Genomic DNA, 23,414 nt, shown 5'->3' with positions numbered 1-23,414 from the left:
TCCTATACTAATGAAAAAATTTCCTTTTCTTCATATTTTGGCAATCTGTTTAAATGTGTTTCATATAAAATGATATCATTCACGGCAAACGTCTCTATTTGGGAACTGTGTACAGGAAGCAGACTGTTGTCAATAGATCCTGGTCCCTTCCACTTTCTTGCAATCGTTATATGCGGATGGAACGGCCGTGAGTCAAGCTGGAGTCCAACCATCTCACAGGCATCATATACTGACTTTCGAAGCTGATTGAGTTCCATTGATTTTTCGATACCGTACCAAAAAATACGTGGTGACTGGGGGTTCCCGAATGTGCCAAGTTCACTTAATGAGAGGGAAAATCGTTGATGATTTAAAGCTACTTTCGAAAGCAGAGTTATCAACTTTTCCTTTTGACCTTCTTCCAAATCACCTAAAAATGCAAGCGTAATATGAAGGTCTTCCGGATGCACCCATCTTGTAAAAGGAAAGTGGCTTTTTAATTCTTTCATATATAAATGAAACGCTTGCTTTAACGGTTGTGGAAGAGGTACCGCAACAAAATAATGAGTTTGTGTCGTCATTTTCTCACCCTTCTTATTTTACTAAATATCTTTTATAGTCTTGAATATTATCTTAGCACCAAACAGACGATATAGTTAGTTTAATCTTAATCCCATGATAAGCCATGTGCTTAGTCCGTTTTTATAATTTATGATACAATACGGATTATTAGAGTCATGTATAGAGAAAGGTTGTGCGTAGTTGTGAAGGTTGTTACAAATATGGCTGATTTGATAGGTGATACGCCACTTGTAAAGTTGAATCGCATTGTGCCAAAAGGAGCGGCAACAGTGTATCTAAAATTGGAATTCCAAAATCCCAGCGGCAGTGTAAAAGATAGAGCTGCGTTTAATATGATTATCCAGGCCGAAAAGGATGGCCTAATCAAACCTGGAGCAACCATTATCGAACCAACTAGCGGTAATACCGGAATTGGTTTAGCGATGAATGCTGCAGCAAGGGGATATAAGGCCATTTTGATCATGCCAGATACAATGTCAAAAGAGCGAATTAATCTACTAAAAGCATACGGTGCAGAAGTAGTATTAACACCGGGTGATGAAAAAATGCCAGGTGCCATTAAAAAAGCACAGGAACTTGTAAAAGAAATTCCAAACAGCTTCATGCCGATGCAGTTTGAAAACCATGCCAATTCAGATGCTCACAGAAAGTCGACGGCACTCGAAATCATGGATGGAATGAATCAAATCGGCAAGCCATTATCGGCTTTTGTCGCAACTGCCGGTACTGGCGGAACAATTACCGGAACAGGAGAAGAGCTGAAAAAGCATTATGAAGGATTGACGGTTCATGTTGTGGAACCTGCAGGATCACCAGTCCTTTCCGGCGGTAAGCCTGGGAAACATAAGCTTGTTGGTACTAGCCCTGGATTCATTCCCGATATATTGAATCAGGAAGTATATGATGAGATTTTTAAGATTGAAGATGAGGATGCATATGATATCACTCGAAAGCTTGCTCGTCATGAAGGAATTCTGGTTGGCCCATCTTCCGGTGCTGCTTGTTATTCTGCGATTGAAGTGGCGAAAAGGTTAACGCCTGATGATGTGGTGGTATGTATCGCATGCGATACGGGAGAGAGATATTTGTCTACGGATCTTTTTGATTTTGATAATGAATAAACGAAAAGACCCTTGGCTGCATGGTGCAGATAAGGGTCTTTTTAATTTAAGCCGTTCCTTTGCGCTGCAGACACTCGCTTTCCGCGGAGCGGTGCTTGAGCCTCCCGGCTGCGCTGTGGGGTCTCAAGTCTACCGCTACCTCCCGCCGGAGTCGAGTGCCTTCCGCTCCAATCCACTCATTCTTATAAATTTATGAAGCTTTTGCGAGTTGTTTTTTGTCGGCTTGGTTGATCATCATGATGAACACTAGTCCGCACATTGTTAAAACGCCAAAGAACAAATAAACGTGTGCAACAGAATAATACTCTGCAATAAAGCCGCCAAAGAATGTACAGAACCAACTACCCAGCCCGTTACCGACGGCAGTGTATAAAGAAACCGCCGTAGCACGCGCAGAGCTTGGGGCAATATCCCTCACAAACTGCAGCGCGGCAGGAATGAAAAGCCCCACAGAGAAACCTTGTGCAATCGTCGTCGCATACACCACATACAACGGGGGCTCAAAGAAATAAAGCACCCACCGTATCATCGCAATGGAAGCAGCACTAATCATGATCGCGTGAAGTCCGAAGCGTGCGATCCACTTGCCTGCCACCCTCATAAATGGCGCCTCACTACCGGCAGCGAGCAAGAATGCTATCCCTACTCCCGTAACAGTCCCTCCAATATCCGTAATGAACAGGCCAAAGTAAAAATTATTGGCGAAGACAGGACCGAATATTAGAAACGTTGTCACAAGGAACATTACAAACTTAGGCAATTTCATGAGCGTTCCAATGCCATCACGGACATTCACACTGATTGTCTGACTTTCTTTCGGTAGAAAAATTGATACCACCGTGCCCAGCAATAACGCGATAGCAAAGATAAAGAAGATTACTTTTAAGGAAAAGAAATCAGAAAGCCATCCTGCAACAAGCACGGCCACCGCAAAACCTATTGCCCCCCATAATCTGATGGAACCATAGTTTCCTTTGGTCCTCTGCACATAATTAAGGGTAATGCTGTCTGAAATGGGAACAAGGGCACTTTGTGTAACAGCCAACAAAAATGCAACGGCAAGCAATGCTCCATAGCTCTCCATAAATGAAAAGGCAATCCCTGTAACCGCTGTGAGAAACAGCGTCCAGAGCAGGATTTGTTTTGGTTTTTGGGTATAGTCGCTAAAAACACCCCACAACGGCTGGACGAATATCATCACTACAGGACTAATCGACATGATCATCCCGATTTGTGATCCACTCAATCCGACATCTTCTTTCAAATATACGGTCAGCAACGGGAATAACGCCCCAAAGCTGAAAAAGGTTAAAAAGTAAAAACTGTAAAAATAGCGAGTAGTTTTGTCTTTCATAGAGGCAGTACTCATCATATATCCTTCTTTCTTCTCGTCAAATAAAGGAAAAGGTAAAAGGTTACCGCCCCTTGGGGAAGTAACCTTTACATTCTACCACATTTAGATTTCGCATAAATATGTTATTTCGCTAATTCATAGATAGCTTGTGCATAGATGGCAGTCGCCTTGATGAGATCCTCAATGAAAATATGCTCATCTTTCTGATGCGCTACATCCTCCCTGCCAGGGAAAAGCGGACCAAAGGCCACCCCTGCTTCAAGCGATCTTGCATATGTTCCCCCACCGATAGACAATAACTCCGCTTTTTCTCCGGTTTGTTCTTCATAAACCTTTTGAAGAGTCTGGATAAGCTCATGATCCTGTGGAACATGATGTGCAGTTGAGACATTGAATTTATTCACATCAAATCCATAGGCCTCCGCCTCTTTACGCAACTGCACTTCCACTTCCTTTGTATCGCTTGTTACCGGAAAACGGATGTTTACCCCTAGAGCTCCGACAGCTGTTTCGCGATCATAACGGAAAACACCTGTATTGATGGTGAGATCATCCGTAATCTCATCGTGGAAATTGATGTTAAGCTTCTTCCCACGAGAATCAAATGCAAGCTTTTCACTAATAAAGCTGACATAGGATGCTCCTCTTGCATCTAGCTCTACAGAATGGAGGAAGTTTGCCAAATGGTATCCTGCATTCGTACCATTATCCGGCTCCATCGCGTGAGCGGACACACCTTTGATGTTAAGGAACAAAGCATTTCCTTCCTTCGTATACCCACCCTCTATTCCTTTTTCTGAAATGTATTCATTAAAAGCATGAGTGATTGCATCCATATCTTCCGTCACTTCAAGCGATGCTTTAGCATGATCGGGCACCATATTTAACCGGCGACCTGAATCAAACGTTAACAAGCTGTTTTGTCCTGTTGCCGTTTCACCGTTGAAATCAAGACGGAGTTGGATATCCCCTATTCCTTTTTCGGCATAGATGATTGGGAAGTCCGCGTCAGGCGCAAACCCCATTGTAGGCATTTCTTCATGTTTAAAATAATGGTCCACACACTGCCAGCTGCTTTCCTCATCTGTACCAATGATGATGCGTACACGTTTAGATAGAGGCAAATCTAGTTCTTTTACAATTTTTAGAGCATAATAAGCCGCCATTGTAGGGCCTTTGTCATCCATTGCACCGCGTGCGAAAATTTTGCCGTCACGAATGCTGGCACTGAACGGTTCATCTGTCCAGCCGTCCCCCTCTGGCACTACATCAACATGACATAGGATGCCGACAAGTTCTTCTCCTTGTCCATGTTCGATATGGCCGGCATAATGGTCGACATTTTTTGTAGCAAAGCCGTCTGCTTCCCCTTTATGTAATAAATATTGGAGTGCCTCTTCAATTCCTTTTCCAAAAGGAGCTTCTGTGCTTGCTTCCTCTTCATTCAACACACTATTGATTTGTAAAAATTCCTGTGTATCTTTTATTAAGGAATCTTTTCTTTTCTCTACTTCTTCTAACCAATTGAAATTTCCCATTTAATCATCACCTCATTAGAAAATGAAAAAGCGTATTCAACATAAGTACAAATCCGACCAATCCCACAGCCGGATAATACAACCATCTTGTAACAAGATCTTGATAGTGCTCTTGAATTAGCTTCTTCCCTTTATGCATATTCAAAAAGGGATGTCCCACCAATTCATCATATACTATATTTAACCATTCTTTTAGAAAAAAGAAAAACGCCATAAACAAGCCGAATGTCATCCACAACGGGAGATACCCCATGACAGCGATGGTGATACCAATCAGTTTCAAATACGAAAAAATATGACGGGAATTCCGCAACAAATATTTAAAAAACAATTCCGTCAAGGCACTATGAGGACTCCTGTCTTCTATTATCCTTTGCGAACGTCTGAAAAATAAAGGCTTGGTCCGCTCTGAGGAACGAGGAACATGCACATATTCTGACGCATAGAAAATCATCCCAACATACTTTTGCCGGATCTTCTCATTATGTGCCATATCCACCATAAAACTCTCCGTCCGCAAATAAAGGATAAAAAAGACTACCAACCCCAGCATAAGGAAAACCGTCGATACGATCCACATAGCTTGAACAACCGTAAGATAAACTAGTAGTCCAAGAAATAGAAACACGGTGAAATTAATTACTTTCCGCTTCCATCCAGACCAATGCAAATCTATTACTTTACTCAGTATGGTGATGAATAGGAACAACACAAGATAAAACATTATCCATTCAAACAACGGAAGGGTAGACGGACTGATTGCCTCCATCAACAAATATGTAAGAATAGCAATTAGCAAGGATTTTATAAGATTAAGGGCCGTGCTCGCTATCACACCCCACTTTTTCAACCCATACAGTAAATCTCGGCGGTGGACAAAAAAGTACGTATCCGCCTGTTGATAAAACACTCGAATGGTTCCAGTCCAAGCAAGATAATAAATAACAAAAAGGGTTAAACCGTATGGAAGTTTCTGAAGCAATGCAATGAAACTCGGAAACATATCATAAATCATGGCTGCAACGAATAATAATGTAAGGACAATATAGACCAGGATCGTCCAATCAATTACAGCTTTTGTGTTCTTCCACTGATACTGACGCTCTTGTTTAAGTCGTTCCTTGTATAAGTGGAATGCCGTCATTTTTCCTGCTCCCTTGCGGATAAGGTGTAGAAACAATCTAGCAATGAAGCACCAGGAAGTTGGCAATTTGTTTGAATGTCTTGTAGGGTCCCTTCTGCTTTCTTGCGCCCGTCAGCCAAAAGAATAAACCTGTCACAAATCTTTTCCGCCGTATCCAGAACATGCGTACACAACAAGATTCCGACACCCCTAGCCTGTTCCTGATGAAAAAGCTGAAGTAACTTCTTCGTTGCAATCGGATCAAGCCCAATAAACGGTTCATCCACAATATATAAAGAAGGCTTAGACATGATGGCAAATATCAACATAGCTTTTTGCTGCATCCCTTTTGAAAAGGTAGCCGGAGATTCATGGATGACTTTTTCCAAATCAAACAACTTCAATAGGTCCTCCACCCGATCTTTCCACACCTTTTCATCTATCTCTAGTAAAGACGCCATCAAATCTATGTGCTCCCATAATGTCATATCATAATAAAATACAGGTTTCTCAGGAATATAGGCATATGATTTATCAGGAGGAAGTGATATCTGTCCTTCAAAAAAAGGATTTAAGCCAAGCAAAGTTTTAATTGTCGTACTTTTACCAGCGCCGTTAGGGCCGATCAGACCTACCATTTCACCTTTTGAAACCGTAAAATCAATATTTTGCACGACAGACATCTCATCATCGTATCCTGCTTTTTCTAAATGTAGTGTTAGTAATTCCATACAGGTCCTCTCCTCTCACCTGTTTCATACGAAGTTTTAGGTCGAAAGTTTCATATTTTTCTAAAAATTACTAGCAGAATATTGTCGAGTAGTGTAAAATAATGTATATAGACTCATATTCTTTTGTTTTCCCTTAACACTTCATAGACTAAATGTTAATATTGTGTAAATTGCATCATTATTCTAGAATTTTTTCCACAAAATCGTGTACAATATAAACTAACTTAATACCTAACACCTATCATCAAGAATTTAGCGAGTAGTACCATGTTAAATACCGGATAAGGAGTGGTTTTTTGAAGCCTTCAACTAACCGTATGCTAACCCGTATTAAAGCCGTCTACATGTTTATTCATGAAAAGGGAACTGTCTCTACACAGCAGTTGGTCGATGAATTTGGGATTACACCCCGAACCGTCCAGCGTGATTTAAATGTGCTGGCATTTAATGACCTGGTTCAAAGTCCAACGAAAGGTAAGTGGACTACTACGCAGAAAAAAGTTAGGTTGACTTCATAAGACTACATATAAAATTAATCAGACAACAATAAAGCCCCATTCCTTTTCACTTGGAATGGGGCTCTTCGTTATTTTCATTATTATCTTCGCTGCAATAGTTCCAATTCTTCATCTGTCAGTTCACGATACTCCCCAAGCTCAAGGTCTTCATCAAGCTTCAGTTCTCCCATGCTCAGACGCTTCAAGTAAGTTACTGTCTTTCCAACCGCTTGAAACATTCTTTTTACCTGATGGAATTTCCCTTCAACAATGGTAATCTCAATTTGTGATTCTGGGCCAGCTTCAAGTATTACTAGTTCAGCAGGCAACGTTTCGTACCCATCATCTAAGGTAACGCCTTTTTTGAACGCTTCCATATCCTCTGTCGTCACTTCGCCATCAATTTTGGCATAATACGTTTTTGGCACGTGCTTTTTTGGTGATAACAACTGGTGTGCAAGCTGACCGTCGTTTGTCAACAACAGTAAGCCCTCTGTATCTTTATCTAAGCGTCCAACCGGAAAAGGTTCAAACATTTTATCCTCTTCCTGCAGGATATCCACCACCGTTTCCTGACGGTGATCTTCCGTTGCAGATAACAGTCCAGGCGGCTTGTGCATCATCAGGTAAATGAACTCACGGTATTCCACGATATCATCATGTACCGTTACCTCCTGCACCTCCGGATCCACATGCACCTTCGCATCCTTTACCACATTTCCATCCACTTTTACCACACCCGTTTTTAGAAGCTTCTTCACTTCTTTGCGCGTTCCAAAACCACTGTTGGCAAGCATTTTATCCAATCTCATACTCGTGCCGCTCCTTTCATAGGGAAAGAGGCCTCTCTGACTCGAGACCTCTATCCTCTTTCTTTTCTATTTAGAAACGAAAAACGATTTCCAAACAAATACATTAACAAGTTACTTCTGTAGCTGAGGAAGAAGTAGATGCCCGCTCCGACTAATCCGCTGACAGCCACTACGATGATGGCTTGTAAGCGGCCTTCGCTGTAAGGGACAACACCTTCTAATAGTTGAAGGACTACTAGGACTGCAGCAATCATGATGACGTTGAAGATGGTCATGAGAGTACCACGTCTTAGAACCATAGAGTAATCAAATTCAGTATATTTTTTTATTGCCCACAGATTCACCGCAACACTGGCAGTATATCCAATTGCCGTTGCCACGATAGATCCTTCCGCACCCATCAACAGTATAAGCGGATAATTGAGGACCAGTTTCAATAACAATCCGATCGCAAGTCCTACAACCGTATATTTCTGTCTATTGATGCCTTGTAAAACGGAGGCAGTAACCGTGAAAATTGCCAATGGTATTGCGGTCGGCGCATACCAAGTCAATAGTTGTCCCCCTAATGGATCATAAGAGAAGAATGCTGCATATGCTGGCCCTCCTAAAAGGGATAAGCCTATACAAGAAGGGACAGTCAAGAAAAGCAATATCTGCAAAGTCACACTAAGCTGTTTTTGCAAACTATGATGCTGCCCATTGATAAACGATTTTGTTATGGCAGGAAGCAAACTCAAGGCAAAAGCTGTCGCTAGTGTTATCGGAATCATGATTAATTTTTGACCGTAATTGTTGATGATACCAAAAGCTACCCTGGCATGATCTATAGCGTACCCTGCCATCACCATTGCCTTGTTAAAGGATAATGTATCTATCAACTGGTATAAGGGCATTGCCAAACCGACAAATACGAAAGGCATGGCATATGAAACCAATTCTTTGTACATGCTTTTATATGAAATTTCGACACTATCGGGATCTTTTTCCAGTAGAGTATCCAAATGGTTTTTCCTTTTGAACCAATACCCTACTAAAATCGCAAGTCCACCTATCGCTCCCACAAAAGCGGCAAACGTGGCGAATCCGATGGCAACCGTCATTTCTCCCTCTAAAACATTGAGGATTACATATAAGCTTCCCAAAAGGAATACGATTCTGACAAGCTGTTCTACAACCTGCGATATGGCGGTTGGTCCCATAGATTCATACCCTTGGAAAAACCCACGGATTAAACTCATGATAGGAACCAGAAGTAAAGCAACACTTACCATACGGACCACATAAGTAACATCTTCAAATGTGTACATTCCCTCTTCTCCACCCATTACGATGGGAGAGAGATATGGAGCCAGTATATATAGTGCTAGGAATGAAACGATACCGGACACACTCATTACATAAATTCCAGAACGGAATAATTTTCTACCTACACTATATTCGCCAAGTGCATTGTATTTGGCGACAAATTTGGAGACTGCCAAAGGAACACCAAGGGTAGCCGCACTTAGAAAAACAGAATATAAAACATATGCGTATGAATAAAGGTCTCCTGCATCATTTCCAACCATGGCATGAAAAGGAAAAATATAAACTAATCCGAGTACCCGTGACAGCATCGTTCCCACTGTCAAGATCAAGGTACCTCTCAATATATTTGATGTTGACATAAAATCCCTACCTACTATTTGTAACTTTTTGTCTAACCTTTGTATTTTAGCACACTTCTTATTGCGGAAGCACTATTTTACCATCCCGCAAGTAAACTTCTAGTTAGTGAAATCTTTGGAAAAGATAGATATGGCGTATCGTCTTTCAAGTTCTCTATGTGCTCTTTTGTTACCACTACAGTGAATTCACCGTAAGCATCCGCATCTAGTAAGAGGACTCCTGCTTCTTTTTGACTGAAGATAAGCCCGAATTCTTCTTGATTATGTAAACGGATGCAAAGAACATAAGCATTCATCTCTTTTTCAAAGAGCCATGTATACGAGAATTTATGTAAATTAGTGTTCATTTTGAATGGTATGGTTGGAACAGAAAGCAACAGGACCGGGGTTCCATCTTCTTCTGTCCAGCCACCGTCATATGGAATGTGTGCTTCTGAAAGCTTAGGTGAATATGTCATGAGATACCCCCTTTTCATTAATTTGTAATCTACTTGAAAATAATACGGAATGTTGCTCTTTTTGTCCAACAAGAGAATAGAGGGTATAATAGGCAACAGGTAAGCAAAATATAGTTGGTTGGTGAAAAAATGAAATATGATGTGATTATTATAGGCGGCGGTCCATCAGGGCTTATGGCCTCCATCGCTGCGGCAGAACAAAAAGCAAGAGTACTACTGATCGATAAAGGAAATAAACTTGGGCGGAAGCTTGCCATTTCAGGGGGCGGTCGCTGTAATGTGACAAACCGCCTGCCCGTAGACGAAATTATCAAACATATCCCTGGTAATGGGAGATTCCTATATAGCGCATTTTCTGAGTTTAATAATGAAGATATCATCAAGTTTTTTGAAAAGCTTGGGATACAGTTGAAGGAAGAAGATCACGGCCGGATGTTTCCTGTTTCAGACAAAGCACAAAGTGTGGTTGACGCGTTATTGAACAGGATGAAAGAGTTGCGGGTGGAGATGCGGACTAATACTTCGGTGGAAACGGTGGAATATGATGAGGACCGGACCCGTGGCGTGTTGTTAAAAACAGGCGAGTTTTTGGAATGTTCATGTGTAGTCATTGCTGTTGGTGGAAAATCCGTGCCACATACCGGTTCCACAGGTGATGGATATCCTTGGGCACGCAAAGCGGGGCATACGATTACGGACCTATTTCCGACTGAAGTTCCATTAAATTCACAAGAAAAATTCATCCGTGAGAAAAGGTTGCAAGGATTGTCCCTGCGCGATGTAGCTTTGAGCGTATTAAATCCAAAAGGAAAAGTGGTAAAAACACATCAAATGGATATGATTTTCACCCACTTTGGCGTCTCAGGGCCTGCTGTTTTGCGATGCAGCCAATATGTTGTGAAAACAATGAAGAAATTCGGTGTGAATAGAGTAACGATGAATTTGGATGTTATGCCATCTTTAAACGAAGAGCAAGTATTTCAACAGCTCAATATGGCATTGAAGGACGAACCAAAAAAAGCCATTAAGAATGTGCTTAAAGGGCTTGTACCTGAGCGTTATTTATTGTTTTTGTTGGAAGTTTGTAAGATTGACGAGCAGGAAATTGGTGCGACATTAGCCCATGAGAAAATAAGGGAGCTAGCGAAAATGTGCAAACAATTCCAATTTGAAGTATCCGGCACCCTCTCCATTGAAAAGGCATTTGTAACCGGAGGCGGCGTTTCGGTGAAAGAAGTGCACCCGAAAGAAATGGCTTCCAAAATGAAAGACGGATTATACTTTTGTGGAGAAGTACTTGATATCCATGGATATACTGGTGGTTATAATATCACCTCGGCCTTGGTGACAGGAAGACTTGCAGGCCTGAACGCCGGGAAAAAGGCGGCAAGCCTACGTCGTTACAATTAGTACGAATGACATTACAAAAGCTAGTCCTACTCCATACATGCCAAACTCGTTGATAAATGATTTACTTTCTTCTGGAAGTACCTCGTTTTGTGTGTGGTGATTCATAGTGAATACATCCTTTCTGATTTTTAGTTTCTGTTAATATAACCTGTTACTAATTAGACGAGTGATGTTACGAAAATGTTTCAATTATTTATAATTTGTTTCTGATAATTATCTATACCCACAAAAAAGAACCTGATAAACATCTTTCCGGTAAGTTTTCAGGTTCTAAATATTACCATTGCAGAGAAGCAATAGATCTGTTCTTCCTCATCGTTAATACATCCTACTTGATACTTAATGTCAATCACATCCCTGTCAGACAATCCCTTAAGAAAATCATTCACTGCATCCTCGAGGTCCCGCTCATGCTCCTCATCAAACACCCTAATTTGCACCAACCCCCACACCCTCCTTCTTAATAGTTTGCTTGTATTCTATTATTATTTATAGGAGGAAATATCGGGTTTTATACTTTTATTCAAAAAAAAACCCTTTTGGGGTCAGACCCCCAAAGGGTTTTTGCTCTTTACGTTGAATATAATAGAGTTAGAGTTTTAATGACTATACGGGTAAGGATGTGATTGCGTTTGTTGAAGGTTGTGCGGAGGAAGCCTGTGGTGGTTGGCTTGTTAGTGATTTTGTGTTTGGTATGTGCGTTTGTGTACCATGGGGTGAGCTGGGAATTGACTAAGAAATATAACGAGGAGCTCGATGCTTATTTTTATGCAGAGCTTGATGGGGAGTACTTAACCTTAACAGTACGTTTAGCAGACACCTTAAGAGATGAGCGTAACTTTCTTGTCATTGATAATCCATATGATGATTTATATGTGGATTTCCGTAGCTTGATTTCTTCCAACATAACTCTAGACTCTGAGCGTTCCTCTCGCGGAAGCCTAGTGTTTGAGATAAATGATTACAAGAATCTCACTTATTCGTTTCGCTTTATTCGGAAAATTATAGGAGAGCCCGAGTATGATAAAGCCTTGCCAATAATCTACATTTACTCAGAAAAGGATTGGATGGTAATGCAAGAAACTTCATCTATTCCTGTAAGGCATATTGAGCAAGATTAAGGAGGCATTAAGATGAAAGAAGTTTGGTTTTCAGAAGATGGGGATTTTAGTGAAATAGAGGATGATGGATTTTATCATTTTTATCTTTATAAATTTGAAGAGCAGGATTATCAGGAAGAAAATAAACAGTTACTTTTAGACTTTCTAGGAAAGCTTGATATTTTTCCTTTATATGTAATGGTTGAGGGGCATGATGAGGAAGAAGAGATGCGGCAGATTTTTGATCATTTAGGATTCTCCTATTCAGTTGACTATTTTACCGATAAGCGAATGTACTCTACTGGAGGAAATAATTTAACCTACCATCCCCCATTTTTTCAAATCAAAGCATCTTCCATGGAAGAGTTGCAATTAATCATGAGCGAAACCTACCACCTTGCAACTCAAAATCAATTTTACGGAATATCATTTATAAATAATGTTCAACTTACATCACGAGATGGTTATTCTTTTCCTAAGTTAAGTAGAAACAAGGATATTGCCGCGTTAAAGGTCGGCCATGACGGGCAAGGATTTTATTTTTATTTCAAATAAGAACTTTCTTCAAAATATGGAACAAGTGATTTCCATGCTTCCTGAAGAATACGTAGTAACCCAAATAAAATGATTGTGTGCTAGAAAAATAGAAGGAGCTTCGCTGTTATTGAGCGAGGCTCCTTCTTAATTTAGAATCCAAGCAACTGCATGCTTCCAATGAATAATGCGATTGCTGCAATAATCAGTGAAATTTTGTTTGAATTTGAACAATGAGATAGGTGGCCTTTCCTCACGAAGGTCCCCCACCCACTTCCTTTATAAAATCCTTATCGGCAAAGTTTTGGAACTCCACCTCTAGACCGCTTGTTTCAAGATCCTTCCACTTTATCTTGATGGTTTGATAAGGATCATCAAAATAATACATCGTGATATAGTTGCTGCTCATATAGTCTTCATTTGCTATGACATCTTTTTTATAAGAATATCTTTGGTCATCCAGGTTTCTCTCTAGAATATTCATGACAGTCTGGGGTTCATATTTCTTGATATGTATCTCGTCTTTTTTTCTTTGCATGATCATCATGATAAATGGCACAAGTACGGGGCTTAGCGCAAAAAAGAGCGAGTTAATGTTCCAATATTCATTAGAAGTCGTGTACACCAATAGGCCAAGAGCTATAAGCCCTGTCATTATGGTGCTTTGAAATCTATTACCAGTGGAGATCTTTGAAACTCCTTTTTGTTGGAAACTTGTAATTGCATCCAGAATGAGTAATACCCCTATCATAAGAAGAAAAAGTGAGAATATGTTTTGGTCGATGAAGTCCATGATTGATGTGGCCTCCTTCCTGGCTGATGGTCTGTATATATATATACGGATGAGTTTGGGAATGGTTTCAAGTTTTTGTAAGGAGTGGGGTGAGATTGTAGGTGCGGGATTTGGTTTTTCCTACAAATTCAATATTAAGGTTTTTCAGCAGACTGATAATTGTCAATCTATTTTCTAATCCTAAATACCTCTTTAACTCTCTCATAGAGATGAACGGACTTATTAATAGGGCATAATCCACTAGTGCGGCTCTATGTGCGTCATCATATTTCCCTCCACAATAAAGGCACTCCCATGTACCGTAAATTCTTTTCATAACTTTATAGGGACTACAACAGGGACATAATACACCTTTTATTATATCTGAAGGCAAGACCCCATACTGAAGTATGGGAGAAGAGTTATCTGGTGTATGATCTTTAAGTAATTGTTTTATTAGCTTTTTTATTAAACTTTTTGTCTAGAGGCTGAGAGAAATGTCGCTTTAATAGCATACTTACTTTAGCAGAGAGGGCGGGGCTTTTCACTACATTTCTATCCACCTCGCTCGGAGAGGAAAGTACTTTCGTAATAACTTTAGGGTTAGTTAGTACTGCTAGCTTTTCACAGGGCACATCAGTTAATTGCCTCGTTCTTAGCCATGACTGTAATTTGGAGCATTGATTAGAAGCTTGCAAGATAGGGTCTGGATATACTTTAAGTGGATTATCATCTACTTCTTGTAAAAGTTGATAGTTTTTCGGGTCAAAGTAGAGAGTTCCTTTAAAAAATTTCACTTCTAATACTAAAAAGAAATTTGAAAATAAGATGAGGGTATCCATTTGAAAGAAGGTATCCCTAAACGGTAGTCTTAGTCCGTGGAATATGTAAAAAGGGTGGTCAGTTTCTGGAAGTAGTTTTAAGTAATAGTCTAAAAATTGTTCACCGTAAATTCCTGCTTCTTTTCTACCTAATTCGTTAAGAAAGTCTTGGGTTTTTTCATGATTAGGTCGAACTCGCCTTTTCATTGCTCTCAAAATATGCACTTTTAAGGGGATGCATCTTGCTTTTTTTATCAAAAAATCACCTCTTTTATAGGATAAGAGTATCATTTGACATCTTTCTACATATCTCCTTCTTTTCTGCAAAAAATCTTTTAGGAAATTTCCTCTTTTTATTAAATAATATGGGGGACCCTCTTACACAATATGGATTCTTGATAATTTGAAGAGGTTTTTTGACTAATTGGAGGAGTTTTTCGTATAATTGGAGGGGTTTTTTGACTAATTCAGCTCGTTTTTTGACTATTTCCTTATTTGAGCTTTAAATTTGTTTCGCCACGATTAGTAACCCACTCCTTAGGCAGCTATTAATAGCAGCACCCCTCAATTACCCACTTTTGGAAAAACCCCAACCCTTAACCCCAATTACCTATTTTCGAAAAGTGCCAAGATCCAAATCAAACCCCAGTTACCAACTTTCAAAAAAACAAAAAACCACCAACCAGCGGCCCATTTCTCGCCCACTGGTCAGTGGTCACACTTATATTATTCTGTTTCGCCTTCCCACTCTAGCATGCCGCCGACCATGTTGCGGACTTTGTAGCCTTGGTCTTGCAGGTAGTGGCAGACGTTTTCGCTACGGCGTCCTGAGCGGCAGATAACGATGTATTCTTTGTCTTTGTCTAGTTTGTCCAGGTTTTCTGGGATATCGCCCATGCGGATGTGTTCTGCTTGTTTGATTTTGCCCATTTCGATTTCTTCGTCTTCGCGAACGTCGACTAGATAAAGTTCTTCGCCAGCGTCAAGTTTCTTTTTCAATTCATCAGTGGATATTGTTTGGATTTCAGACATGTGTGAAAACCTCGATTCTATGTAGTGTAAAACTAATTACCTCTATTTTAACAAAAAGAAAACAAGACTGCCAATTAGGACGTCGGCAGTCTTGCAATCAAATGCTAATTTTCCTTGCTACACTTAGTTCGCTACAATGTTCACAAGTTTACCTGGTACAGCGATGACCTTGCGTACTGTCTTGCCTTCGATGCTTTCTTTTACAGCGTCATCAGCAAGGGCGATTTCTTCCATTTTTTCGCGGGTAGCGTCAGATGGGACGTAAAGTTTCGCTTTTAGTTTACCATTCACTTGGACAACGATTTCGACTTCATCTTCGACTAGTTTGGATTCATCGAATGTTGGCCAAGCAGCGTATGTGATGGTTCCTTCGTTGCCTAGTTTCTCCCAAAGCTCCTCAGCGATATGCGGGCAGACTGGGGAAAGCATTTTAACGAAGCCTTCCACGTAGTCTTTTGCGATGGTGTCAGCTTTGTAAGCTTCGTTGATGAAGACCATCATTTGAGAGATAGCCGTGTTGAAACGTAGGCCTTCGTAGTCTTCTGTCACTTTTTTAACAGTAGCATGATATGTTTTCTCAAGTGTATCTTCCTCTGTTACTTCGGCCACTTTGGAGCTTAGTTTTCCGTTTTCTTCTACAAACAATCTCCAAACGCGATCCAAGAAGCGGCGGGATCCGTCTAGTCCGTTGGTGGACCAGGCGATGGACGCTTCAAGTGGTCCCATGAACATTTCGTATAGACGAAGGGTGTCGGCACCATGGGATTCCACGATGTGGTCAGGGTTTACGACATTTCCTTTGGATTTACTCATTTTTTCGTTGTTTACCCCAAGGATCATTCCTTGGTTGAAAAGTTTTTGGAATGGCTCTTTCGTTGGTACCACACCGATATCGTATAAGAATTTGTGCCAGAAGCGTGCGTATAGTAAGTGAAGTACGGCGTGCTCTGCTCCACCGATGTAGATGTCAACCGGCAACCATTCTTTTAGTTTTTCAGGATCTGCAAGCTGTTCGCTGTTTTTCGGATCGATATAGCGCAAGTAGTACCAGCAGCTTCCGCCCCATTGCGGCATCGTGTTTGTTTCACGGCGGCCTTTTTTACCTGTTTCAGGGTCTACGACATTTACCCAGTCCTCAATGGCAGCAAGTGGGGATTCGCCTGTACCGGATGGACGAATTTCCGTTGTTTTTGGTAATACAAGTGGAAGCTGATATTCCGGAACCGCTGTGGTCGTGCCATCTTCCCAATGGATGATTGGAATCGGCTCGCCCCAGTAGCGCTGGCGGCTGAACAACCAATCACGAAGGCGGTAGGATACTTTCTTTTCGCCTTTTTCATTGGCAGCTAACCATTCGATCATGTTGGCGATTGCTTCTTCTTTTCCAAGACCGTTTAAGAAATCGGAGTTAACGTGCTCACCGTCACCTGTGTAGGCCTCTTTAGACACATCGCCACCTGCAACCACTTCTACAATTGGAAGATCAAATTTTGTTGCAAATTCCCAGTCGCGCTCATCATGGGCAGGTACTGCCATAATGGCACCAGTTCCGTAGCTCATTAATACGTAGTCGGCAATCCAGATTGGCAATTTCTCGCCGTTTGCTGGATTTACTGCAAATGCACCTGTAAACTCACCGGATTTCTCTTTGGAAAGTTCCGTACGCTCAAGGTCGCTTTTGCTTTGAACTTTTGTGATATATGCTTCAACTGCGTCACGTTGTTCATCCGTTGTAATTTTTTTCACCAACGGATGCTCAGGAGCCAACACTGCATATGTTGCACCGAAAAGTGTGTCTGGACGTGTCGTGAAAACAGTGAAGTTCTCATCTGTACCGTCGATGCTGAAATGTACATTCGCACCTTCTGAACGACCGATCCAGTTACGTTGCATATCCTTTAAGCTTTCCGGCCAATCCAATTCGTTCAAGTCTTCCAATAAGCGATCCGCGTATTCTGTGATTCTAAGGATCCATTGTCTCATCGGACGGCGTTCTACGGGATGACCCCCACGCTCGGATTTTCCGTCGATTACTTCTTCATTCGCTAAAACCGTCCCAAGAGCAGGACACCAGTTTACAGGAACTTCATCCACATATGCCAAGCCTTTTTCGTAAAGTTTTAAGAAGATCCATTGTGTCCACTTATAGTACTCAGGATCTGTTGTGTTTACTTCGCGATCCCAGTCATAGGAGAAGCCTAAGGACTTAATTTGTCTGCGGAATGTGTTGATGTTTTGTTCCGTGAATTCTGCCGGGTCGTTTCCTGTATCCAACGCATATTGCTCTGCAGGTAGACCGAATGCATCCCAACCCATTGGATGAAGGACGTTTTGTCCTTGCATACGCTTCATGCGGGAAAGGATATCTGTTGCTGTGTAACCTTCCGGGTGACCTACGTGCAAGCCTGCGCCGGATGGGTAAGGGAACATGTCTAGTGCGTAGAATTTTTCTTTCCCTTTTTCTTCATGTGTTTTGAATGTTTTGTTTTCTTCCCAATACTTTTGCCATTTTTGTTCAATGGACTGATGTTGAAATGACATTTTGTCTTCCTCCTGTTAACTCAAATAAATACAAAAAACCCCTCATCCCAATAAAGGGACGAGAGGTTTGAATATACTTAACCTACCGCGGTACCACCCAGATTATTATCACAGTATAATTGTGATAATCACTCGAATCCTTAACGCGGATGATACGGCGAAATATTACTGCCTTCTAAAATGAAGGGTTCACAATTGCTACTCCAAGGCGAGTTCATGTCCGATCGTTTGTTGACTTCCACCACCCGTCAACTCTCTATGCTCGTTTCGTCCACTACTGATCCTTTTCAACGTATAAGTTTTAGTTGTTAGTTTGTATTGTAATGAATTTGCTTAAAAACTGCAAGGGGTATTTTCACTAATCATTATGAACGTTTTCCGGAAAAGTATTCAATGGTACAGTTGCTTTAGCAGCAAGATTGCTTTTCGTTCTGACTTTCATTGCAGCAATCCTCTGTTTCAACTTCATCACAACATGCCTGATTTTCTTTTACTTCTATGATTTCTACCCCACAACAGCCTTCTTCTTTCTTCTTTAAAAATGAAAACATAACTTTTCCTCCTTTTTCAAAATCAATTTTTTTTGATTAATAGTCCAAAAACTAGTTTTGTGTACAGCATTGTTGACTCTGATTTTGTCTGGCAACTTGGTTATACAAGTTTAGCAGATAGTTGATGATGTTTATTCTTCTGCCTTTTGAAGCCATTGCCAATCGACTGTCATATTGTAAGCTCTCTAATCTTTGTTCGTTTAATTTTGTAAGGGTATAAGGATGTGTATTCATGTTTTCTCCTCCTCTCTTGCATCAAATTTTATTGATTAATTAATTTCATTATATGTTCAGAGGAAAAAATATGCAACACATTAAATCAAAAATAATTGATTTAACTTTCGACATTTAATTTAAATATGGAACAAAAAAGCCCAGGTCCACTCTTCCTTAAAAGAGCGATAACCTGAGACTCCACTTTTCCACACATTATTGCACCGTATATCCACCATCAATAACTACTGCCTGACCTGTCACGCCCCTAGCTGCATCGCTGCTTAAAAACATCGCATAGTCGGCAATTTCTGTTACTTGCAATAGTCTACGTTGCGGAACCAATGGATAGATGACTTCTTCCAACACCTTTTCCAAAGGAACCTTCCTGGTTTCTGCTAGATCTTTCAGCTGTCCTCGGACAAGCGGGGTATCCACGTAGCCAGGACAAAGTGCATTGACGGTGATTCCATCTGCAGCTCCCTCTAAGGCTGAGACCTTCGTCAACCCGATCACTCCGTGTTTCGCACTGTTATATGCCGCTTTGCCGGCAAATCCCACCAAGCCATTGATGGAAGCCATATTCAAAATCCTTCCGAAACCTTGGGCTTTCATCACTGGAAAGGCATGCTTTGTCGCGACAAAAGGAGCTATGAGCATCACCCGGGTAAGAAGCTCAAATTTTTCAGTCGGGAAGTCCTCCAACATGGAGACATACTGCAGACCTGCATTATTAATTAAGACATCCAATCTACCGAATTCAGAAACCGTGGCATCAATCGCAGATTTCAATTCCTCCTCTGACGTTACATCACACTTTAGCCCCCTGGCAGTCAATCCAAGGCGATTCAATCCTTCTCCCGCCTTGACAACATTCTCTTCGTGCAAATCCGTTAGCACGACTTTTGCACCTGCTTCGGCAAATTGTTTTCCTATTTCGTATCCTATTCCTTGGGCTGCTCCCGTGATGAGTACAACTTTATCTTTAACCACTGCTTTAAACTCCTTTCAGGAAAAAAATATTAGATTCCTAGTCCCATAGAGAACAATGCGATAGCAATTGCCAACCCAATCAGTGGAACGATGACCGTTACTGCTGCAACCGGCCCATATGCCGCCTGATGCGTTTCTCCACAGATTGCCCGGACGGTTGTTACAACATATCCGTTATGTGGCAAGGAATCGAGCGCACCGGAAGAAATGGCAACGGTACGATGAAGCGCTTCAGGATTGACGCCCATGTCCATGTAATGTGGGGCAATCAATGGCAAGGCGATAACCTGGCCGCCAGAAGCAGATCCCGTCATACCTGCGATGACGCTGACTGCAATTGCCGCTCCGATAAGCGGGCTGCCCGGAATGTTGGTCATAGCCTCAACAACCGTGCCGAATGCAGGTACCACCTTGGCAACTCCGCCGAATCCAACAACCGCCGCTGTGTTACCGATAGCAATCAAAGCACCCATTGTCCCTTCTGAAATAGCATTCCAGAAGTTCTTGAAGTATTTTCTTCCGAGTACATAAGTTGTGATGATACCTCCCAATAATGCGATAATTAGCGCAGATTGCTTCAAATCATCATGGAAAATATACGAGATTACTAGTACCACTACTAGTGGAATAAAACTCAAAAATGGGTTTGGCAATGGTCTTTCGCCATCGATCGTAGGATCGCTATCTCTAGAAACGAACGTCTCTCCGCGTCCCACTGCCTTTGAAATCATACGCTTCAACCACCAGTAACCGAAAATCATCATAAACACGGCAACTAGTGCACTTACTTCCGCTCCTGCATATGGACTTGTGCCCAGATATTCAATAGGAATCCAGTTCTGAATCTCCGGAGATCCTGCCGAAGTCATCGTAAAGGTTACAGAACCAAATGCCAGTGCTGCCGGAATGAAGCGGCGTGGCAGGTTAGCCTGTTTGAACAAGCTGATTGCCATCGGATAAACGGAGAATGCAACAACGAACAAGCTTACTCCCCCGTAAGTTAAAATGGCACAAGCTGCTACAATAGCCAGAACAGCGAATTTCATACCCAGTTTATTCACAACCAATCCGGAAACGGAATCTGCCGCACCGCTATCCTCCATTACTTTTCCAAAAATGGCACCAAGTAAGAACATTAGGTACCAGGAAGTTACAAAGGACGAAAAGCCGCCCATATAACTGCTGACAAAGTTTACTTCCCCTTCAGCGACCAGTTGTGGAAATAGCGGCATTCCACTTAAAAGAGCTACAAATAGTGCGGATAATGGACCAACTACTAGTAGGTTCATTCCCCTCATCGTTAAAAAAATTAATAATGCCAAACCACCGATAAGACCAATCATGCTCCACATTTTTCTTTCCCCTTTTTCTTCCTTTGGTAAACGCTTACAAAACACCTTAAGCTTTTTACCAATAATTTTTACGTTCCGCATTTATTAATGCAAGAAGCGTGCCAACTTGCAAGTTTAAATGTTTCAATATTTTGAACAAAAGGGTTTTCCGAGAATCTGGACAAAAACAGAAGAACTGCCTTAAAACAAAGGAGTCCAGATATCTGGAACATTTTCCGGATATCTGGACTCTGTTGCTTGTTTAGCTATTTTATTTTGTGTTTTTTTAACTTTTCATAAAGACTTGATTTACTGATGCCTAGTTGTTTTGCTGTCACTAATTTATCATTTTGGTACTTTTCCAGTGTTTGAATAATGGCCTGTTTTTCTGCATCCTCTAACGTTTCCTTCAATGATTTGGAGCCAATTGGAATCGAATAGGAATCCCTCATGTAGTCAGGAAGCACTTCCACTGTCAGCTTTTCACCTGTGGATAAATGAACGGCGGCTTGGATGACATTCTCGAGTTCCCTTATATTCCCCGGCCAACGGTAGCGCGACAATGCATCAAGGGCATCCTCTGTTACAGATGTAATCCTCCTGCCTGTCCGCTTACAGATCTTCTGAATAAAAATGTTCGACAAGCAGCGAAATATCTTCTATCCTCTCTCTTAGCGAGGGAATCTGAAAAGGGATAACATGAATGCGATAATAGAGATCATCCCTGAATCGCTTTTCTTCCATCATTTTCTCTAGCGGTCGGTTGGTCGCCGCAATGACACGAACGTTCACCTGTATCGGCTTTATCGCACCGACCGGTTCCACTTCCCCTTCCTGCAAAGCACGCAACAGCTTAATTTGCATCGGCAAAGACATGTCTCCAATTTCATCCAGAAATAATGTCCCTCCATCGGCAAGCATGAATTTTCCTTTTTTTCCCGCCTTTTTTTGCCCCTGTAAATGCCCCTTCTTCGTACCCAAACAATTCGGATTCAAGGAGATGTTCAGGTATAGCCGCACAATTCAACTTGATAAAAGGCATCTGACTGCGGTTGCTTAATTGGTGAATGCTGTGTGCAAATAATTCCTTCCCTGTTCCACTCTCCCCCCTGATCAGGATGGAAACATCACTGGCAGCAATCTGTTTTACCTTGTCTTTCAATAATTTGATGAGCTTAGAGTTTCCAATAATGTCTTCAAGCGTGTATTTCACTCCGGTCTGTTGCTCATACTCCTGCAGATAGTTTCTGATCCGTCCAAGCATGCTTTTGACATGACTGTTCATCTTGTCCCATTCACTCGTATCCCGGAAAATGACCGTTCCGTAAGCACCTATCACTTCCCCGTTTTTATTAAAGATCGGCACACGGTTAGCAATCATATAATTCCCTTTGATATATTGGAGATCGGCCAACTCTTCCTTCCCCGCCTTCACCACTTCATGCATACGAGTATTCTCTATCACTTCCGTCACATGCTTGCCGATCACCTCTTTATTATCCACCCCAATAAACTCGCAATAACTATCATTCATATAGATTATATTTCCCTCATGATTGACTACCACTATCCACTCAAACGCATTTGCAATGATAGTATCCATCATTTCTTCTGTTAGTAAGCTATCCTTTACTCCCATCCTATACCCCTCCTGCATAACTAAACTAAATATATCACAAAAGTCTGACAGTTATGAGAGCGATTACATAAACATCTATAGTACATTTTTACAAACTAAAAAGCAGCTGTCGGAATGATTTCTACTGACAGCTGCTTTTTCGGACCAAATTATATATAGTTTAAGAAGCACTATCTGATATCCTTCCTAAGAAAAACCCATCCACATCGCTTAATTTCCCTCTCCAGAGAATCTTCCCTTCTGAGGGAGTGGGTTTACTATCTCCACAATAAACCTTTGTATTTTTTAAATGGATGAAATTTGCTTCGGCACCTTTATTAGATTCAAAGCTTTCTCCTGTAGCTGCAAGTTGTTCACTTATCTTTTGGGCTATTTCATTTCCATCTTCAAAGGTCTCACTCATTGTTTCGAAATAATCTTTAGCTGATATAAGAGTACCTGATATAACAGCACCGTTTACATTCAAGCTAATATCCAGGGAAAAATCATAACTATTGGCTGCTTGCACAAAAAACTCTAAAATACTGTCTTTTCTGGCACCAAGCTCATTACTCATTTACACTACTCCTTTCATCAACAGAAAAGAAAGCCGAACTATTTTATACGTCTTGC

Annotated in this window: 24 protein-coding genes, 1 pseudogene and 1 other annotated feature; of the genes and pseudogenes, 5 read left to right on the top strand and 20 right to left on the bottom strand. The window is 41.2% G+C overall.

Annotated elements, in window-relative coordinates; all coding sequences use genetic code 11:
• Window positions 1–2: 2 nt before the first annotated feature.
• Complete coding sequence (thpR, locus tag M313_RS0111740) at window positions 3–560, bottom strand: RNA 2',3'-cyclic phosphodiesterase (RefSeq protein ID WP_010195390.1); 558 nt, start codon at window positions 558–560, stop codon at window positions 3–5.
• Window positions 561–716: 156 nt separating this feature from the next.
• Here thpR and cysK point away from each other — a divergent pair, with 156 nt between their 5' ends.
• Window positions 717–1,682: a cysteine synthase A gene (gene cysK / locus M313_RS0111735; RefSeq protein WP_162014426.1), complete on the top strand. Its 966-nt coding sequence runs from the start codon at window positions 717–719 to the stop codon at window positions 1,680–1,682.
• 190 nt (window positions 1,683–1,872) lie between these two features.
• On the opposite strand, the gene M313_RS0111725 is transcribed toward cysK, so the two are convergent.
• The 4 genes from M313_RS0111725 to M313_RS0111710 all read right to left on the bottom strand — a co-directional run bounded on the left by M313_RS0111725 (window position 1,873) and on the right by M313_RS0111710 (window position 6,428).
• Complete coding sequence (locus tag M313_RS0111725) at window positions 1,873–3,036, bottom strand: MFS transporter (RefSeq protein WP_234946563.1); 1,164 nt, start codon at window positions 3,034–3,036, stop codon at window positions 1,873–1,875.
• Window positions 3,037–3,158: 122 nt separating this feature from the next.
• On the bottom strand, window positions 3,159–4,574 hold the full coding sequence (gene pepV / locus M313_RS0111720) for a dipeptidase PepV (RefSeq protein WP_010195382.1): 1,416 nt from the start codon (window positions 4,572–4,574) through the stop codon (window positions 3,159–3,161).
• 7 nt (window positions 4,575–4,581) lie between these two features.
• Window positions 4,582–5,718 carry an ABC transporter permease gene (locus M313_RS0111715; protein WP_010195379.1) on the bottom strand — a complete coding sequence of 379 codons (1,137 nt, stop codon included), beginning with the start codon at window positions 5,716–5,718 and terminating at the stop codon, window positions 4,582–4,584.
• Complete coding sequence (locus tag M313_RS0111710) at window positions 5,715–6,428, bottom strand: ABC transporter ATP-binding protein (protein WP_010195378.1); 714 nt, start codon at window positions 6,426–6,428, stop codon at window positions 5,715–5,717. The genes M313_RS0111715 and M313_RS0111710 overlap by 4 nt, the downstream gene beginning before the upstream one ends.
• Window positions 6,429–6,724: 296 nt before the next feature.
• On the opposite strand from M313_RS0111710, the gene M313_RS0111705 reads away from it, so the two are divergent.
• The gene (locus M313_RS0111705) at window positions 6,725–6,946 is read left to right on the top strand and encodes a DeoR family transcriptional regulator (protein ID WP_010195377.1); all 222 of its coding nucleotides are present in this window, start codon (window positions 6,725–6,727) and stop codon (window positions 6,944–6,946) included.
• An 80-nt stretch (window positions 6,947–7,026) separates the two neighbouring features.
• Here the strand turns inward: M313_RS0111705 and M313_RS0111700 are convergent, their stop codons facing one another.
• The 3 genes from M313_RS0111700 to M313_RS0111690 all read right to left on the bottom strand — a co-directional run bounded on the left by M313_RS0111700 (window position 7,027) and on the right by M313_RS0111690 (window position 9,865).
• Window positions 7,027–7,737 (bottom strand): pseudouridine synthase, encoded by a 711-nt coding sequence (locus tag M313_RS0111700; RefSeq protein ID WP_010195376.1) that lies wholly within the window; start codon window positions 7,735–7,737, stop codon window positions 7,027–7,029.
• Window positions 7,738–7,787: 50 nt separating this feature from the next.
• On the bottom strand, window positions 7,788–9,407 hold the full coding sequence (locus tag M313_RS0111695; RefSeq protein WP_010195375.1) for a putative polysaccharide biosynthesis protein: 1,620 nt from the start codon (window positions 9,405–9,407) through the stop codon (window positions 7,788–7,790).
• 77 nt (window positions 9,408–9,484) lie between these two features.
• The gene (locus M313_RS0111690; protein WP_010195374.1) at window positions 9,485–9,865 is read right to left on the bottom strand and encodes a hypothetical protein; all 381 of its coding nucleotides are present in this window, start codon (window positions 9,863–9,865) and stop codon (window positions 9,485–9,487) included.
• Window positions 9,866–9,994: 129 nt separating this feature from the next.
• On the opposite strand from M313_RS0111690, the gene M313_RS0111685 reads away from it, so the two are divergent.
• Complete coding sequence (locus M313_RS0111685) at window positions 9,995–11,275, top strand: BaiN/RdsA family NAD(P)/FAD-dependent oxidoreductase (protein WP_029326458.1); 1,281 nt, start codon at window positions 9,995–9,997, stop codon at window positions 11,273–11,275.
• Here the strand turns inward: M313_RS0111685 and M313_RS26635 are convergent.
• Both M313_RS26635 and M313_RS0111675 read right to left on the bottom strand, forming a co-directional pair.
• Window positions 11,258–11,380 carry a hypothetical protein gene (locus tag M313_RS26635; RefSeq protein WP_262370684.1) on the bottom strand — a complete coding sequence of 41 codons (123 nt, stop codon included), beginning with the start codon at window positions 11,378–11,380 and terminating at the stop codon, window positions 11,258–11,260. The genes M313_RS0111685 and M313_RS26635 overlap by 18 nt on opposite strands.
• A gap of 158 nt (window positions 11,381–11,538) precedes the next feature.
• Window positions 11,539–11,718 (bottom strand): sporulation protein Cse60, encoded by a 180-nt coding sequence (locus tag M313_RS0111675; RefSeq protein ID WP_010195371.1) that lies wholly within the window; start codon window positions 11,716–11,718, stop codon window positions 11,539–11,541.
• A gap of 285 nt (window positions 11,719–12,003) precedes the next feature.
• Here M313_RS0111675 and M313_RS0111670 point away from each other — a divergent pair, with 285 nt between their 5' ends.
• Window positions 12,004–12,396 carry a hypothetical protein gene (locus tag M313_RS0111670; protein ID WP_157182459.1) on the top strand — a complete coding sequence of 131 codons (393 nt, stop codon included), beginning with the start codon at window positions 12,004–12,006 and terminating at the stop codon, window positions 12,394–12,396.
• Window positions 12,397–12,408: 12 nt separating this feature from the next.
• Complete coding sequence (locus M313_RS0111665; protein WP_010195369.1) at window positions 12,409–12,930, top strand: hypothetical protein; 522 nt, start codon at window positions 12,409–12,411, stop codon at window positions 12,928–12,930.
• A 232-nt stretch (window positions 12,931–13,162) separates the two neighbouring features.
• Here M313_RS0111665 and M313_RS0111660 read toward each other — a convergent pair whose 3' ends face one another.
• The 10 genes and pseudogenes from M313_RS0111660 to gvpU form a co-directional block, all read right to left on the bottom strand.
• Window positions 13,163–13,702, bottom strand: a complete 540-nt coding sequence (locus M313_RS0111660; protein WP_010195368.1) for a hypothetical protein — start codon at window positions 13,700–13,702, stop codon at window positions 13,163–13,165.
• A gap of 419 nt (window positions 13,703–14,121) precedes the next feature.
• Complete coding sequence (locus tag M313_RS0111650; RefSeq protein WP_029326456.1) at window positions 14,122–14,760, bottom strand: nuclease-related domain-containing protein; 639 nt, start codon at window positions 14,758–14,760, stop codon at window positions 14,122–14,124.
• 468 nt (window positions 14,761–15,228) lie between these two features.
• Complete coding sequence (locus M313_RS0111645; RefSeq protein ID WP_010195361.1) at window positions 15,229–15,534, bottom strand: rhodanese-like domain-containing protein; 306 nt, start codon at window positions 15,532–15,534, stop codon at window positions 15,229–15,231.
• A 123-nt stretch (window positions 15,535–15,657) separates the two neighbouring features.
• Entirely contained in the window at window positions 15,658–18,075 is a 2,418-nt protein-coding gene (leuS, locus tag M313_RS0111640) for a leucine--tRNA ligase (RefSeq protein ID WP_010195358.1), read from the bottom strand.
• A gap of 51 nt (window positions 18,076–18,126) precedes the next feature.
• Window positions 18,127–18,375, bottom strand: a binding site (T-box leader).
• Window positions 18,376–18,482: 107 nt separating this feature from the next.
• The gene (locus M313_RS26150; RefSeq protein WP_010195356.1) at window positions 18,483–18,626 is read right to left on the bottom strand and encodes a hypothetical protein; all 144 of its coding nucleotides are present in this window, start codon (window positions 18,624–18,626) and stop codon (window positions 18,483–18,485) included.
• A 51-nt stretch (window positions 18,627–18,677) separates the two neighbouring features.
• Window positions 18,678–18,860, bottom strand: a complete 183-nt coding sequence (locus M313_RS0111630; RefSeq protein ID WP_010195355.1) for a hypothetical protein — start codon at window positions 18,858–18,860, stop codon at window positions 18,678–18,680.
• A gap of 195 nt (window positions 18,861–19,055) precedes the next feature.
• Window positions 19,056–19,832 (bottom strand): 3-hydroxybutyrate dehydrogenase, encoded by a 777-nt coding sequence (locus M313_RS0111625; protein ID WP_010195354.1) that lies wholly within the window; start codon window positions 19,830–19,832, stop codon window positions 19,056–19,058.
• A 29-nt stretch (window positions 19,833–19,861) separates the two neighbouring features.
• Complete coding sequence (locus M313_RS0111620) at window positions 19,862–21,184, bottom strand: GntP family permease (protein ID WP_029326455.1); 1,323 nt, start codon at window positions 21,182–21,184, stop codon at window positions 19,862–19,864.
• Between the two features lie 245 nt (window positions 21,185–21,429).
• Window positions 21,430–22,802 (bottom strand): annotated as a pseudogene (locus tag M313_RS26985) (sigma-54 interaction domain-containing protein).
• Between the two features lie 160 nt (window positions 22,803–22,962).
• The gene (gene gvpU / locus M313_RS0111610) at window positions 22,963–23,358 is read right to left on the bottom strand and encodes a gas vesicle accessory protein GvpU (protein WP_010195345.1); all 396 of its coding nucleotides are present in this window, start codon (window positions 23,356–23,358) and stop codon (window positions 22,963–22,965) included.
• Window positions 23,359–23,414 lie beyond the last annotated feature (56 nt).

Origin of the sequence: Bacillus sp. m3-13 (assembly GCF_000175075.1) — a bacterium.
Lineage (GTDB): Bacteria > Bacillota > Bacilli > Bacillales > Bacillaceae_I > Sutcliffiella_A > Sutcliffiella_A horikoshii_C.
This window is presented reverse-complemented; position numbering and strand designations above follow the sequence as displayed.

What these genes read in the sequence shown, in the direction of transcription:
- gvpU (WP_010195345.1), bottom strand. Translation starts at nt 23,358, where the DNA reads ATGAGTAATGAGCTTGGTGCCAGAAAAGACAGTATTTTAGAGTTTTTT.
- M313_RS26150 (WP_010195356.1), bottom strand. Translation starts at nt 18,626, where the DNA reads ATGTTTTCATTTTTAAAGAAGAAAGAAGAAGGCTGTTGTGGGGTAGAA.
- M313_RS0111725 (WP_234946563.1), bottom strand. Translation starts at nt 3,036, where the DNA reads ATGAAAGACAAAACTACTCGCTATTTTTACAGTTTTTACTTTTTAACC.
- thpR (WP_010195390.1), bottom strand. Translation starts at nt 560, where the DNA reads ATGACGACACAAACTCATTATTTTGTTGCGGTACCTCTTCCACAACCG.
- leuS (WP_010195358.1), bottom strand. Translation starts at nt 18,075, where the DNA reads ATGTCATTTCAACATCAGTCCATTGAACAAAAATGGCAAAAGTATTGG.
- M313_RS0111630 (WP_010195355.1), bottom strand. Translation starts at nt 18,860, where the DNA reads ATGAATACACATCCTTATACCCTTACAAAATTAAACGAACAAAGATTA.
- M313_RS0111700 (WP_010195376.1), bottom strand. Translation starts at nt 7,737, where the DNA reads ATGAGATTGGATAAAATGCTTGCCAACAGTGGTTTTGGAACGCGCAAA.
- pepV (WP_010195382.1), bottom strand. Translation starts at nt 4,574, where the DNA reads ATGGGAAATTTCAATTGGTTAGAAGAAGTAGAGAAAAGAAAAGATTCC.
- M313_RS0111690 (WP_010195374.1), bottom strand. Translation starts at nt 9,865, where the DNA reads ATGACATATTCACCTAAGCTTTCAGAAGCACACATTCCATATGACGGT.
- M313_RS0111695 (WP_010195375.1), bottom strand. Translation starts at nt 9,407, where the DNA reads ATGTCAACATCAAATATATTGAGAGGTACCTTGATCTTGACAGTGGGA.
- M313_RS0111715 (WP_010195379.1), bottom strand. Translation starts at nt 5,718, where the DNA reads ATGACGGCATTCCACTTATACAAGGAACGACTTAAACAAGAGCGTCAG.
- M313_RS0111620 (WP_029326455.1), bottom strand. Translation starts at nt 21,184, where the DNA reads ATGTGGAGCATGATTGGTCTTATCGGTGGTTTGGCATTATTAATTTTT.
- M313_RS0111645 (WP_010195361.1), bottom strand. Translation starts at nt 15,534, where the DNA reads ATGTCTGAAATCCAAACAATATCCACTGATGAATTGAAAAAGAAACTT.
- cysK (WP_162014426.1), top strand. Translation starts at nt 717, where the DNA reads ATGTATAGAGAAAGGTTGTGCGTAGTTGTGAAGGTTGTTACAAATATG.
- M313_RS0111665 (WP_010195369.1), top strand. Translation starts at nt 12,409, where the DNA reads ATGAAAGAAGTTTGGTTTTCAGAAGATGGGGATTTTAGTGAAATAGAG.
- M313_RS0111685 (WP_029326458.1), top strand. Translation starts at nt 9,995, where the DNA reads ATGAAATATGATGTGATTATTATAGGCGGCGGTCCATCAGGGCTTATG.
- M313_RS0111660 (WP_010195368.1), bottom strand. Translation starts at nt 13,702, where the DNA reads ATGGACTTCATCGACCAAAACATATTCTCACTTTTTCTTCTTATGATA.
- M313_RS0111710 (WP_010195378.1), bottom strand. Translation starts at nt 6,428, where the DNA reads ATGGAATTACTAACACTACATTTAGAAAAAGCAGGATACGATGATGAG.
- M313_RS26635 (WP_262370684.1), bottom strand. Translation starts at nt 11,380, where the DNA reads ATGAATCACCACACACAAAACGAGGTACTTCCAGAAGAAAGTAAATCA.